Source organism: Rhodococcus sp. IEGM 1408 (assembly GCF_033142235.1).
Taxonomy (GTDB): domain Bacteria; phylum Actinomycetota; class Actinomycetes; order Mycobacteriales; family Mycobacteriaceae; genus Dietzia.
On sequence record NZ_JAWLRW010000007.1, the window covers coordinates 233,891 to 247,428 of the forward strand.

The 13,538-nt window shown below is 71.0% G+C and carries 13 protein-coding genes; 1 reads left to right on the forward strand and 12 read right to left on the reverse strand.

The window, feature by feature from the left end; translation table 11 throughout:
* Positions 1-17: 17 nt before the first annotated feature.
* The 9 genes from R4P08_RS12970 to gluQRS all read right to left on the reverse strand — a co-directional run bounded on the left by R4P08_RS12970 (position 18) and on the right by gluQRS (position 7,856).
* Positions 18-731, reverse strand: coding sequence for an ABC transporter ATP-binding protein (locus tag R4P08_RS12970; RefSeq protein ID WP_317814304.1), 714 nt, complete (start codon positions 729-731; stop codon positions 18-20).
* Positions 718-1,683, reverse strand: coding sequence for an ABC transporter ATP-binding protein (locus R4P08_RS12975; RefSeq protein WP_317814305.1), 966 nt, complete (start codon positions 1,681-1,683; stop codon positions 718-720). Before R4P08_RS12975 ends, R4P08_RS12970 begins: the two co-directional genes overlap by 14 nt.
* A complete protein-coding gene (locus tag R4P08_RS12980; protein WP_317814306.1) occupies positions 1,680-2,873 on the reverse strand; it encodes a branched-chain amino acid ABC transporter permease in 1,194 nt (397 codons plus the stop codon). Before R4P08_RS12980 ends, R4P08_RS12975 begins: the two co-directional genes overlap by 4 nt.
* A complete protein-coding gene (locus tag R4P08_RS12985; protein ID WP_317814307.1) occupies positions 2,870-3,874 on the reverse strand; it encodes a branched-chain amino acid ABC transporter permease in 1,005 nt (334 codons plus the stop codon). The genes R4P08_RS12980 and R4P08_RS12985 overlap by 4 nt, the downstream gene beginning before the upstream one ends.
* Before the next feature lie 101 nt (positions 3,875-3,975).
* Positions 3,976-4,581 carry a branched-chain amino acid ABC transporter substrate-binding protein gene (locus tag R4P08_RS12990; protein WP_317814308.1) on the reverse strand — a complete coding sequence of 202 codons (606 nt, stop codon included), beginning with the start codon at positions 4,579-4,581 and terminating at the stop codon, positions 3,976-3,978.
* Positions 4,509-5,219, reverse strand: coding sequence for an ABC transporter substrate-binding protein (locus tag R4P08_RS12995; protein ID WP_317814309.1), 711 nt, complete (start codon positions 5,217-5,219; stop codon positions 4,509-4,511). Before R4P08_RS12995 ends, R4P08_RS12990 begins: the two co-directional genes overlap by 73 nt.
* Positions 5,220-5,435: 216 nt before the next feature.
* The gene (locus R4P08_RS13000) at positions 5,436-5,849 is read right to left on the reverse strand and encodes a CHY zinc finger protein (protein WP_317814310.1); all 414 of its coding nucleotides are present in this window, start codon (positions 5,847-5,849) and stop codon (positions 5,436-5,438) included.
* Positions 5,827-6,621 carry a queuosine precursor transporter gene (locus R4P08_RS13005; RefSeq protein ID WP_317814343.1) on the reverse strand — a complete coding sequence of 265 codons (795 nt, stop codon included), beginning with the start codon at positions 6,619-6,621 and terminating at the stop codon, positions 5,827-5,829. Before R4P08_RS13005 ends, R4P08_RS13000 begins: the two co-directional genes overlap by 23 nt.
* A gap of 287 nt (positions 6,622-6,908) precedes the next feature.
* Positions 6,909-7,856: a tRNA glutamyl-Q(34) synthetase GluQRS gene (gluQRS, locus tag R4P08_RS13010; RefSeq protein WP_317814311.1), complete on the reverse strand. Its 948-nt coding sequence runs from the start codon at positions 7,854-7,856 to the stop codon at positions 6,909-6,911.
* 43 nt (positions 7,857-7,899) lie between these two features.
* On the opposite strand from gluQRS, the gene R4P08_RS13015 reads away from it, so the two are divergent.
* Positions 7,900-8,292 carry a 4a-hydroxytetrahydrobiopterin dehydratase gene (locus R4P08_RS13015; RefSeq protein ID WP_317814312.1) on the forward strand — a complete coding sequence of 131 codons (393 nt, stop codon included), beginning with the start codon at positions 7,900-7,902 and terminating at the stop codon, positions 8,290-8,292.
* Positions 8,293-8,306: 14 nt separating this feature from the next.
* On the opposite strand, the gene nuoN is transcribed toward R4P08_RS13015, so the two are convergent.
* Genes nuoN through nuoL form a run of 3 tightly spaced genes read right to left on the reverse strand, consistent with a single transcriptional unit; the run spans position 8,307 to position 13,521 of the window.
* Positions 8,307-9,917 (reverse strand): NADH-quinone oxidoreductase subunit NuoN, encoded by a 1,611-nt coding sequence (gene nuoN / locus R4P08_RS13020; protein ID WP_317814313.1) that lies wholly within the window; start codon positions 9,915-9,917, stop codon positions 8,307-8,309.
* On the reverse strand, positions 9,914-11,542 hold the full coding sequence (locus R4P08_RS13025) for an NADH-quinone oxidoreductase subunit M (RefSeq protein WP_411741202.1): 1,629 nt from the start codon (positions 11,540-11,542) through the stop codon (positions 9,914-9,916). Before R4P08_RS13025 ends, nuoN begins: the two co-directional genes overlap by 4 nt.
* Positions 11,539-13,521: an NADH-quinone oxidoreductase subunit L gene (gene nuoL, locus R4P08_RS13030; RefSeq protein ID WP_317814345.1), complete on the reverse strand. Its 1,983-nt coding sequence runs from the start codon at positions 13,519-13,521 to the stop codon at positions 11,539-11,541. The genes R4P08_RS13025 and nuoL overlap by 4 nt, the downstream gene beginning before the upstream one ends.
* Positions 13,522-13,538: the final 17 nt, after the last annotated feature.

A 13,538-nucleotide genomic window follows, 5' to 3' on the forward strand; every position in this document is an offset into this window, starting at 1 on the left:
TGACCCCGGTCAACCTGTCAGGCCACGCCCAGGTAGGCCTCGATGATCGACTTGTCTGCCAGCAGGTCGCGGCCCACGCCCGTCCGGGTGACCTGCCCCGTCTCCAGCACGTACGCGCGATGGGCGCGGGAGAGGGCCTGCTTGGCGTTCTGCTCGACCAGCAGGATCGTGGTGCCCTGGGCGTTGATCTCCGTGATGATCGCGAAGATCTGCCGGATGAACTGCGGCGCGAGGCCCATCGACGGCTCGTCCAGCAGCAGCACCCGGGGTTTGGCCATGAGGGCCCGGCCGATCGCCAGCATCTGCTGTTCGCCGCCGGACATGGTCCCGCCGAGCTGCTTCTCGCGTTCCTTGAGGCGGGGGAACAGGGTGTAGACGCGGTCGAGGTCGTCGTCGATGCCCTTCCGCTCTTTACGTCCGTACGTCCCCATGTCCAGGTTCTCCGCCACCGTCATCCCGGGGAAGATGCCGCGCCCCTCGGGCGCCTGGCTGATCCCCCGCGTGACGCGGGTGTGGGCGGGCATCGCGGTGATGTCCTCGCCCTCGAACAGGATCTGCCCGGCCGACGGCGTCAGCAGCCCCGAGATGGTCTTCATGGTGGTGGTCTTGCCGGCGCCGTTCGCGCCGATGAGGGAGACGATCTCGCCCTCGTCGACGGTCAGGGAGAGCCCGTTGATGGCCTGGATCCGTCCGTAGTGCACGTCCACGTTGTGGAGCTCAAGCAGGGACATCGTCGTCGTCCTCTCCGAGGTAGGCGCGGATGACCTCCGGATCGCGGGTGACCTGGGCGGGCGTACCGTCGGCGATCTTGCGGCCGAACTCCAGCACCACGATCCGGTCGGTGACCCCGGTGACGAGCTTCATGTCGTGCTCGATGAGGAGGACGGTGTACCCGTCGGCGGCGATCGTGCGGATCAGGTCCATGAGGTCCTCCTTCTCCGCCGGGGTGAAGCCGGCCGCCGGCTCGTCGAGGCACAGGACCTTGGGGTCGGTGGCCAGGGCGCGCGCGATCTCGAGCCGCCGCTGGGAGCCGTAGGGCAGGTTCTTGGACAGGTCGAACGCGTGGTGGGCGATGCCGACGAAGTCCAGCAGCGCCATCCCGCGCTCGATCGCCGACGCCTCCTCGCGGTGGTGGCGGGGCAGGCGCAGCAGCGCGCCCACGACCGAGGTCTTGTGCCGCGCGTCCAGGCCCACGACCACGTTCTCCAGCGCCGTCATGAACCCGAAGAGACGGATGTTCTGGAAGGTCCGGGCCAGTCCCATCCGGGTGATCTTGTGCTGGGCCCGGCCGATCACCGAGACCCCGTCGAGCACGACATCGCCCGAACTCGGCCGGTAGACGCCGGTCATCGCGTTGAAGCACGTGGTCTTGCCGGCGCCGTTGGGGCCGATGAGGCCGAGGATCTCGCCCTTGCGGATGGTGAAGCTGACGTCCTCGAGGGCGGTGAGCCCGCCGAAGCGGACGGTGAGGTCCTTCACCTCCACCAGGACGTCGCCGATCCGGGCGTTGGTCGCGCGCTCGGGCGCCACGTCCTCCGCCGTGGTGCCGAGTTCGCCGCCGACCAGGGCGTCGGGGTCGAGGCCGATCTCGGCGGCGGTGACGGGCGGGGTGGAGGCGCCGGAGGGGCTGTCGCCGCAACCGGGGTCGGACCGGTCGCCGGGTGGGGTCAGGGCCGAGCTCATGTCGCTCCTCCGTCCTGTCCGCGCGGGACCCGGCGCTCGGACCCCGCCACCATCGAGGAGATCCAGGTCCGCGCCCGGCGGGCGTAGGTGAGCAGGTGCATGCGGGCCGGGATCAGCCCCTGCGGCCGGAAGATCATCAGCAGGACCAGCACGATGCCGAAGATCAGGTACTTGTAGTTGGCGATCTCGACGAAGCGGTAGGGGATGTACGCCACGAGAGCGCCGCCGACGATCGCGCCGACCTTGTTGCCCTGCCCGCCCAGCACCACCGCGGCGAGGAAGAGGATGGAGGTCTGCACGTCGAAGCGCTGGTTGTTGACGAAGCCGATCTGGCCCGCCATCAGCGCGCCGGACAGCCCGCCGAAGGCGGCGCCGAGCGCGAACGCCCACACCTTGTACTTGAAGGTGGGCACGCCCATGATCTCGGCGGCGTCCTCGTCCTCCCGGATGGCGATCCACGCGCGGCCGACGCGGCTGCGCTCGAGGTTGCCCACCAGGAACAGCACCACGATGATGATCGTCACCGTCAGCCAGTACCAGGGGGCACCGTCGGAGTTGGTGAACAGCGGCACGCCGCTGTCCCGGGTGCCGGGAGGGGCGCCGACGTTCTGAAAGCCCACCTGGCCCTTCATCGCCGGGATGATGGTCGCGAGGATGCGGATGATCTCGCCGAAGCCCAGGGTGACGATCGCCAGGTAGTCCCCGCGCAGCCGGAGCACCGAGAGCCCCAGGAAGATCCCGACCAACGCCGTCACCACCATGGCCAGGGGCAGCGTCCACAGGTAGGGGATCTTGAGGTACGGGGAGTCGGGGCTGGTGAACATGGCCGCGACATAGGCACCGACGGCGAAGAACGCCACGTAGCCCAGGTCGAGCAGCCCGGCGTACCCGACCACGATGTTGAGGCCGATCGCCACGAGCGCGAACTTGGACATCTCGAAGCAGGTGATGGCGAAGTCCGAGCCCGGCTCGGTGGTGAGCACAGGCGGGTTGAGGATGGGCAGCGCGTACACCAGCAGCACCACCGGGATCAGGTAGAGCCACTGACTCTGCCGGGGCTGGCGGTGCCACCAGGTGCCCAGGCGGCCGGTGGGTCGGCGCCGGAACAGCGGTCGGTCCGGCTGGTTGTCGACTCCGGCGGCGGGCGGGTCGGCCGCGGCCGGGGTGGCCGACTGTCCGGGAGCGCTCATGCTCGGCTCCTTCCGAGGGAGGTGCCGAGCAGGCCGGTGGGCTTCACCAGCAGCACGAGCACCAGGATGACAAACGCGACGACGTCGGCCCACTGGCCGTTGCCCAGGATCAGCTGGCCGTAGTTGGAGATCAGGCCCAGCAGCAGCCCGCCGACGAGCGCGCCGCGGACGTTGCCGATGCCGCCGAGGACGGCCGCCGCGAACGCCTTGATGCCCAGGACGAACCCGGCGTTGTACTGGACCCCGGAGGGCAGCTTCATCACGTAGAACAACGCGCCGATGCCGGCCAGCAGGCCACCGATGACGAACGTCGTCATGATGATGCGTTCCTTGTTCACGCCCATGAGCGTGGCGGTGTCCGGATCCTGGGCGACGGCACGGATCCCGCGGCCGATGCGCGTCTTGGCCACGACCCGCTCGGTGACGATCATGACCGCGACCGCGGCGACGACGATCACCAGGTGCTGCGAGTTGATGATGGTGCCGCCGATGTCGAAGACCGGCTCGGGGACGAACATCGTCACGGCCCGCTCGGCGTTGGGCCCGCGCCACAGGAAGATCAGGTACTGCAGCGTGAACGAGATCCCGATGGCCGTGATGAGGAAGGCCAGGCGCGGCGCACCCCGCTTCCGCAGTGGCCGGTAGGCGATGCGCTCCATGACCAGGGCCACCGTCGCCGAGGCGAGCATCGCCAGCACGGTGGCAAGCAGCAGGTTGGCCACGATCGCCCACACACCGAGGTTGGGGGCGTCCGGCCCGAAACCGAGGGTGGAGAGGGTGAAGAAGATCGTGTACGCGCCGATGATGAAGACCTCGGAGTGCGCGAAGTTCATCAGATTGAGAACGCCGTAGACCAGGGTGTACCCGAGCGCGACGAGGGCGTAGATGGCGCCGAAGGTCAGGCCCTCGACGGTGGCGGAGCCGAAGTTCTCGGCCAGGGCCCCGAGGTCGAAGGTGATCCAGGTCGAGGTGGCGGCTTGGGCGAGGAGCGATGTCGTCATGACAGTCCTGCTCTTGGAAGGAGGGGAGCGGGCGGGCCCGGGGCCCCGCGCGTCTTAGCTGCGCGGGACCCCGGGAACGCGGGCTCAGCGTGACCGGGGGATCATTCGCCGATCTTGCCGACGGAGACGATCTTCCCGCCCTCGGCCTTGTAGCCGTAGACGTCCGGCTCCTGGAGCTCGCCCTTCTCGTTCCAGCGGTAGTGCTTGGACAGCCCCGGGGCGTCGTAGTTCACGACCCAGTCCAGGAGCGCCGCGCGGTCGTGGTTCCCGGCGTCGATGCCCGCGAGCAGCACGGTCGTGGCGTCGTAGCCCTCGATCGAGTAGGTGCCGGGTTCGATGCCGGCGGTCTCCGTGTAGGCGTCGGCGAAGTCCGGGATGAGCTCGCCCGGGATGCACGGGCAGGTGAAGTAGGCGCCCGCGGACGAGTCACCGGCCTGCTTGATGAACTCGGGGTCCTTGATGCCGTCGGGACCCACGAACGCGCCGTCGTAGCCGGAGGCGCGGAGCTGCTGGATGAACGGCGCGGCCTCGGCGTAGTACCCGGAGTAGAAGACGGCGTCGGGCGTCGCGGTGTTGATCTTGGTGATGATCGCGGAGAAGTCCTTGTTGCCCGTGATCGTCCGGTCCTCGCCGGTCAGCGAGTCGCCGAGGGCCTCCTTGACGGCGGTGCCGAGGCCGATGCCGTAGTCCGAGTCGTCCTGGACCACGTAGATCTTCTCGGCCTCGAGCTGGGTTGGGTGGTCATCATCTCCGCGGCCGCCGGGCCCTGGACCGCGTCGTTACCGAGGCCCCGGAAGAACGTCCGCCACCCGTTGTCGGTGAGCGTGGGGTTGGTGGCGGCCGGGGTCACGTGGACCAGGCCGGCCTGCTCGAAGATGTTGCCGGTCGCCTTGGACTCGCCCGAGAACGGCAGGCCCACGACGCCGATGATGCGCTGGTTGTTGACCGCCTGGGTGACCGGGCCGGTGGCCTTGGTGGGGTCGCCCTCGGTGTCGAACCGGGTGAAGTCGACCGTGCACTCGGGGTTTGCCGCGTTGTGCTCGTCGATCGCGGTCTGGACGCCGTTGTAGATGTTCACGCCGAGCTGGGCGTTGGGACCTGTCTCCGCGCCGATGTAGGCGATGGTCGTCCCCTCCGGGCAGGTGGCCCCGCCCTCGCCGGCCGCGCGGAGGGCGCCCTCGGGGGTGTCGACCTGGTCGACGGTGGGCAGCTCGACACCGCCGCCTCCGCCGCCCTCGGAACCGCCGGCGTCCGAGCCGGAGTCGGACTGGTTGGCGCATCCGCTCATGACGAGACCGACGGACAGCACCGCCGCGGCCAGGGTCAAAGGCTTGCTTCGCTTCATCTGGGGCCGTCCTCTTGGGACCGGGTGGCCGGGCCCGCGTCGGGCCCGGTCACGATGGGATCAGGTGGGATGAATGTACACACGTGAGCCCCCCACCCATGTGTGATCCGCGTCACCCGATTTGACAACACGGGTCCGATCCGTAGCCGCGACCCCCGGATCCTGGTGCGGCGCTGGCCGTCTGGACGCCGGGCGGGGCGGGCCGGGCCCGGCTCGTCAGTCCTCGAAGTACAGGTCGTAGTGCAGCGCGCACCCGGGGTTGAAGGCCGCCCCACACGACGTGCACCGGCCGTGCTCGCGGTACTCCGCGATCGACAGCGTGGCCCGGCAGACGCCGCACAGGATGGCGGGCTCGTCATACGCCTCCCGAGGCCACACCGACAGCGCGTGATCAGCGGCGTCGGCGTGGCACCGGAAGCAGGGATAGAACTCGCGGCAGCAGTGGAACCGGATCGCCACCACGTCCAGCGGCCCGCGGTAGTGCACGCAGCGCGTCTGGTCGTCGACGGTCTGGCCGAGCACGCGGACCGGTGAGCCCGAGCCGGCGGCGGGGTTGACGGCGCCCGCGCCACCGAGTGGGTCAACGGCGCCCGCGCCACTGGGTGGGTCAGCGGGGTCGGTCGCGGTCATGCGTCGATCCTGCCAGCGCGGACTGGTAACTGGGTTCGCGTTTCTTGATCCACGCGATCACGGCGAGGGTCACCGGCAGCATCACGAGTTCCACGAGGGTCTTCCAGACGAACCCGATCACCACGTAGTTCCAGTAGTCACCCGAGCCGAGCACCATGCCCAGGGCGGGCGCCGCGATGGTGCAGAAGACCAGCGTGTCCGCCAGTTGGCCCACGACGGAGGACCCGAGCAGTCGTGCCCACAGGGTCCGCTCCCCGGTGCGGCGCTTCATCCACACCAGGATGTAGCTGTTGAGCAGCTCGCCCACCACGTACCCGGCCAGCCCGGCCAGGAAGAACTGCGGGATCACGCCGGCGACGGCCCGGAACGCGTCCTGGTGCTCGTAGAAGTCGGCCGGGGGGAGGTGCACGGTGACGGTGAAGCTCAGCGCGGCGAGTGCGAGGACGGCGAAACCGGAGAGGACGGCCCGGCGCATCGCCCGGAAGCCGTACACCTCACTGATCACATCGCCCAGCACGTAGGCCAGCGGGAAGAGCAGGAAGGCGCCGTCGGTCACCAGCCCGTCGACGTGGATGAACCCGAGTTCGAAGCTCAGGTCGGGGAAGAGGAGAACGCCCTTGGTGCCGGTGACGTTGCTGATGAGCATGACGCCCACGAACAGGGCGATCAGGTAGCCGAAGTAGGGGCTGGCGACCGTGGCGAAGACGGCTCGGTTGGTGCTGCCGCGGTCTGCTGGGGCGGTGTGGGGGCTGCGTGCCGGCTCGGGAGTGATCCCGTCCGGCCGCCCAGGCCCGAGTGGATCAGGATTCTGCTGCGATGGAGTGTTCACGGTCGTCGATTATCCGCGCCGGCGCACCGCTGCGGCGAATCCTGCCGCCGGCCCGGCCCCGATCCCCGGGGTTGGCGGACGTGCCCCGCCAGTTGGCGGACGTGCCCCGCCTGTTGGCGGACTTCACGCTGGTTTTCGGGCCGGTTTTCGCACGAGATGTCCGCCAGGCGTGAAGCGATGTCCGCCAGGCGTGAAGCGATGTCCGCCAACCCAGAGGCGGGGGGCGCGGGTCAGGCCACGACCCAGGGGCCGGACTGCAGGGACTCGGCGGTGATCACCCCGCGCAGCGCCTCGATCGAGTCCGCGCCCTCGGGCCCACCGAGTGAGGCCACGATGCGGGCGACGGCGGACCTCGTCGTCGTCCCCTCTCGGGCCAGGTCGGCCAGCGTCACCGCGCCGTCCCGCTTGGCCAGGCGCTCGCCCGCGGCGTTGACGGCCAGCGGCACGTGGGCGTATTCGGGCCTCGGCAGTCCGAGCAGCTCCGCCAGGTAGACCTGGCGGGGGGCGGAGGAGAGGAGGTCCTCGCCGCGCACCACCTGGTCGACGCCCTGGTCGGCGTCATCCACGACGACGGCGAGGTTGTATGCCCACACGCCGTCCCCGCGGCGCAGCACCACGTCGTCCACAACACCTGTATGGGACCCGAGGACGAGATCGTGGACGGTGAGCTCAGCGACCTCCGCGCGCAGGCGGAGAGCCGGCGTCCGCCCGGGGCCGAGCGCCTCGCGGCGCAGGGCCCGCTCGGCCCCGGTCAGATAGCGGCAGGTGCCGGGGTACGCGCCGGGCGGGGAATGCGGCGCGCGCGGGGCCTCGGCGATCTCCCGGCGGGAGCAATAGCACTCGTAGACCAGCCCACGGTCGGCCAGGCGACCGGCGGCGGCCGCGTAGGCCTCCGAACGCTCGGACTCCCACATGATCTCGCCGTCCCAGTCGATCCCGATCGCGGCCAGGTCGGCGAGCTGACGCTCGGCCACGCCGGGGCGGGAGCGGGCGGTGTCGAGGTCGTCGACGCGCATCCGGAACGCGCGGCCCGAGTCGCGGGCCAATACCCACGCCACCACGGCCGTGCGCAGGTTGCCCAGGTGCAGGTCACCCGACGGGCTGGGGGCGTACCGGCCGGCGCCGCGGGGAGGGGCGCCGGGCGGGCTGCCGGCTGCGGAACTGGCGGGGGAGTGCACGCCCTCAGGGTAGGCGGCGGCCCGAGGTGCCAGACTGGGCGGCATGAACGCAGACGCACAGAACGCACACAACGCCGACGATGCTGACGCCGCCGGCCAGGCCCCCGATGCCGGCGACAACACCCGCCTCACCGAGGAGCAGATCGCCGAGGGGCTCGCCGACCTGCCCGGTTGGGCGCTGTCGGAGGGGTCGCTGACCTACACGGCGGTATGCGAGACGCCGCAGGCCGCGATCAACCTGGTGGCCGCGATCGGCCAGGCCGCCAACTCCCAGGACCACCACCCGGACCTGCTGTGGAGCTACGACGAGGTGACCCTGGACCTGCGCAGCCACGACGTGGAGGGCGTGACCCGGCGGGACCTGCGGCTGGCGCGGTCGATCTCGGCGCTGTCCGGGGAGTACAACGCGACGCCGCTGGGAATCGACGGGGTCTGACGCGGCGCGGGCGCCTACCCGACGAACACCGCGGCGGACCCGGCCAGGTCGAGCAGCGGCTGCGGCGCGATTCCCAGCGCCAGCGTCACCACCACGGCGACCCCGATCACCGCATACGTCACCGGCTGTCGGGCGAACGCGATCTCCGAACCGCCGGTGACGCCGCCGCCGCCGCGCCCGCCGCCGCCGCGCCCGCCGTCGCCGCTGCCGCCGCCGTCGCCGGCGGGCGCGTCCCGGAAGAACATCACCACGATCACGCGGACGTAGAACGAGGCCGCGATGGCGCTGGTGAGCACCCCGATCACCACCAGGGTCGCCGCGCCCCCGGCCACGGCCGCGGAGAAGACCGCGAACTTGGCGATGAACCCGCTGGTCAGCGGGATGCCCGCGAGCGCCAGCAGCAGCACCGCGAACGCGCCCGCCGCCAGCGGCTGCCGCCGGCCCAGACCCGTCCATGCCTGCAGGTCACCGATCTCGGCGCCGTCGGGGCCGCGGACCAGGCCGGCCACCGCGAACGCGCCCACCGTGCTGACGGCGTACGCCGCGAGATAGAACAGGGTCGCCGACACCCCGGCGGACCCGACCGCGATCACCCCGGTCAGCAGGAACCCCGCGTGCGCGACGGACGAGTAGGCCAGCAGCCGCTTGACGTCGTTCTGCGTGACGGCGACGATCGTCCCGACCAGCATCGTCAGCGCCGCGATCACCCACAGCACCGGTCGCCAGTCCGCCTGGAGCCCGGGGACCGCGGTGTGGAAGAAGCGCAGGATCGCGCCGAACGCGGCGACCTTGGTGCCGGCGGCCATGAACGCGGTGATCGGGGTGGGCGCGCCCTGGTAGACGTCGGGCGTCCAGGTGTGGAACGGCACGGCCCCGACCTTGAACAGCAGCCCCACCGACATCATGGCCACGCCGATCAGGGCCAGCGGGTTGCCGCCCTCGGCCGCCACCACGCGGGCGATCCCGCCGAAGTCCACGGTTCCGGCGTAGCCGTAGACCAGCGCGATGCCGTAGGCGAAGAACGCCGAGGAGAAAGACCCCAGCAGGAAGTACTTGACCGCGGCCTCCTGCGAGAGCAATCGCCGGCGGCGGGCCATCCCGCACAGGACGTACAGCGGTAGCGACAGCACCTCGAGCGCGATGAACAGGGTGATCAGGTCGTTCGCGGCGGGGAACAGCATGAGGCCGCCGGTGGCGAAGAGCGCCAGCGGGAACACCTCGGTCTGCATGACGCCGGCGCGCTCGGCGTCGCGTTCACCGTCACCGCCCGGGGCCACAGCGGCCTGGGGCGCGAACCCTGCCAGCACCTTCTTCGCCGAGGCGGCGGGGACGACGGTGCGCTCGCCGATCAACAGTCCGGCGCCCATCGCGACCAGGACCGTGACCCCCTGCAGGAACAGCGCCGGCCCGTCGACCGCGACCGCACCCTCGGCGGTGACGACCCGCGTCCCGGCCAGCAGCACCACCGAGACCAGCGCAGCGGCCAGAGCGCCGAGGAAGAGCACCAGCTGGGCGTGGTACCGGCGGCGGGCAGGGACGAACGCCTCGACGAGCACACTCAGGATCGCCGCGCCCAACACGATGAGCAGCGGCATGAGCTGGCCGTACGCGATATCCGGGGTCATCGGACTCCTCCCACCAGTTCGACGGTGTGGGCGACCGCCGGTTCGATCACGTCCAGCGCCGGCTGCGGGTAGAAGCCCAGCACGAGCAGCGCCCCGACGAGCGGGAGCACCACGACGCGCTCGCGGAGACCGAGGTCCGGCGTCCCCTCCAGCCCGGGCGCGACCGGCCCGCCCATCACGCGTTGGTAGGTCCACAGGATGTAGATCGCCGCCAGGACGAACGTGGAGGTCGCCAGCACCGCGGCCACGGGGTACGGGCCGAAGGTGCCGACGAACACCAGGAATTCGCTGACGAACGGCGCCAGTCCAGGCAGTGAGAGGGTGGCCAGGCCCGCGACCAGGAACACCCCGGCCAGTACGGGGGCCACCTGCTGCACGCCGCCGAACCGTCCGATCTCGCGCGTGCCGCGGCGGCGCACCAGGAACGCGGCCACCAGGAACAACGCGGCCGTGGCGATCCCGTGGTTGACCATGTAGAGCGCGGAGCCGGCGGCGGACTGCTCTGTCCGCGCGAAGACGCCCAGGACGATGAACCCGAAGTGCGAGATCGAGGCGTAGGCGATCAGCCGGAGCAGGTCGGTCTGCGCGATGGCCATGACGCCGCCGTAGACGATGCTGATCACCGCCAGCGTGACCAGCACGGGCGCCGCGGTGGAGGCGGCGTCGGGGAACAGCGGCAGGCTGTAGCGCAGCATCGCAAAGGTGCCGACCTTGTCCACCACCGCCATCATCAGCACCGCGGAGGCGGGCGTCGCGGCCACCGCCGCGCCGGGCAGCCAGGTGTGGAACGGCCACAGCGGGGCCTTGATGGCGAACGCCAGCGTGAAGCCGGCGAACAGCAGCAGCGCCACGCCGGGCGGGATCTCGAGCCGGCCGTCGCCGATCGCCGCGGTGATGATCCGGTAGTCGAACGTCCCTGCTCCGCCCGCGCCGAGCCCGGCCCGGGCGGTGAGCACGTACAGCCCGATCACGGCGGCGAGCATGACCAGCCCGCCGAGCAGGTTGTAGATCAGGAACCGCACGGCCGCCGCGGCCCGGTCGACGCCGTCGGACACACGGCCGCCAAAGCCCCCGATGAGGAAGTACAGCGGGATGAGCATCGCCTCGAACGCCACGTAGAACAGCAGCACGTCCAGGCTCGTGAACGCGACCAGCGCCAGGGCCTGGGTGGCCAGCATCAGCGCGGGGTAGACCTGGGCCCGCCGCCCGGCGGCGCCCACCTCGTCGTCGTCCTTCTTCCTGTCGCGCTTCCCGTCGTGCTCACCCCCGTCGTGCTCACCCTCGTCGGACGGGGCGGACCCGTCGGCGTCGTGCCACCCCGCCAGCAGCAGCAACGGCATGAGCCCGGCGGTGAGCAGCACCAACACCAGCGCGATGCCGTCGACCCCGAGCGAGTAGGTGGCGCCGAACGCCGGGATCCACGGCCGCGTTTCGACGAACTGGTGGGTGTCGCCGCCCGGGTCGAACCCGACCGTCAGCGCGACCGCCAGCCCCAGGACGAGGAGCGAGGTGGCCAGGGCGAGGGGCCTCGCCGCGCGTCGGGCGCCCGAGGGGAGGACGACGACGAGGAGGGCGCCGATCAGGGGCGTGAGCCACAGCGCGGTGAGCATCCCGGGCCCGGTCACAGCGCGCCTCCGCTCACCATGGCGGCGATGATCAGCGCGGCCCCGATGAGCATGTACAGCGCGTAGGACCGGGTGAGTCCGGACTGCAGGAGCCTGGTCTGTGCGGACAGGAGCCCGATCGCCCCGGCGACCCCGCCGGCGGCGCCGGTCACGACCCTGCGGTCGACAACGGCGGTGGCCGCGACCAGGCCCTGGCCGGGCCGCATCAGCGCGCGCTCGTTGACGGCATCGGCGTAGAGGTCGCGGCGGGCGGCGCGGGTGAGCGCGGAGACCCCCGCCGGGGCCGTGGCCGGGATGTCAGCGCGGGAGTAGAGGCGCACCGCGATGGCGATCCCGGCGGCCACGACCACCAGCGAGGCCGCGGTGACCAGCCACACCGGCACCACATGCTCGGCGTGGTGGTCGCCGACGACTGGGGCCAGCCAGTCCTCCAGACGCCCGCCCATCGCCAGCAGCGCCCCGGAGAGCACCGAGCCCACGGCCACCACGACCATCGGCGCCGTCATGGACACCGGCGACTCGTGCGGGTGGGTGCCCGCGTCCCAGCGCCGCTCGCCGAAGAAGGTCAGGATCATCACGCGGGTCATGTAGAACGCGGTCAGGCCGGCGCCGAGCAGCGCCACCGAACCCAGCAGGTAGCCGCCGGCGCCTGCCCCACCCCCAGCGCCCGCGCCCACGTCGAACGCCGCCGAGATGATGCCCTCCTTGGAGTAGAAGCCCGAGAAGGGCGGGACGCCGATGATCGCCAGGTAGCCCAGCCCGAAGGTGACGAAGGTGACCGGCATGACCGCGCGCAGGGCGCCGTAGCGACGCATGTCCACCTGGTCGTCCATCCCGTGCATCACCGATCCCGCGCCCAGGAACAGCCCGGCCTTGAAGAAGCCGTGGGTGAGCAGGTGCATGATCGCCAGCGCGTACCCGGCGGGGCCGAACCCGGCGGCCATCACCATGTACCCCACCTGGCTCATGGTGGAGGCCGCGAGCACCTTCTTGATGTCGTCCTTGGCGCAGCCGATCACCGCGCCGAACAGCAGCGTCACCGCTCCCACGACGATCACGGCAGTCCGCGCCGCCGGGGCCGCGTCGAAGATCGGGTTGGCCCGGGTGATGAGGTAGACGCCCGCGGTGACCATGGTGGCCGCGTGGATGAGTGCGGAGACCGGGGTGGGGCCCTCCATGGCGTCTCCCAGCCACGACTGCAGCGGGACCTGCGCGGACTTGGCGCACGCGCCCAGGAGCAGGAGCAGTCCGAGCGCGGTGACCAGGCCGCTGCTCACGGCAGCGCCGCCGGCGCCCGACCCCTCGACCCCATCGGCGACCGCCGCGAAGACGCCGTCGAAGTCGAGGGTGCCCAGCTGCGTGACCATCAGCATCATCGCCACCGCGAGCCCGATGTCCCCGACGCGGTTGACCAGGAACGCCTTCTTGGCCGCGGTCGCCGCCGACGGCTTGTGCTGCCAGAAGCCGATGAGCAGATACGAGACCAGGCCGACTCCCTCCCAGCCCAGGTAGAGGACCAGGAAGTTGTCGGCCAGCACCAGCAGCAGCATCGCGGCCAGGAACAGGTTGAGGTAGGCGAAGAACTTCCGCCGCGCCGGATCGGCGGCCATATAGCCGATCGAGTAGACGTGGATGAGCAGGCCGACCCCGGTGACCAGCAGGACGAACACCATGGAGAGCTGGTCCAGGTGCAGGCCCAGGTCTACGTGGAGATCGCCCACCGAGACCCAGGTGAACAGCGTCTGGCCCGCGGTGCGGTCGGCGGCGTCCCGGCCGACCATGGCGGCGAACTGCCAGGCGGCCACGCAGAAGGAGGCCAGCGCCGCGGCGCAGCCCAGCAGGTGACCCCACTTGTCGCCGCGGCGGCCCAGCAACAGCAGTAGAGCGGCGCCGAGCAGCGGCAGTCCGGGGATCAGCCAGAGCGCCGGGGACACGGTGACAGCGACCGCGGTGCTCGAGTCCAAGGCGGTGGAGGCCATGCTGGCAGTCATCGGCG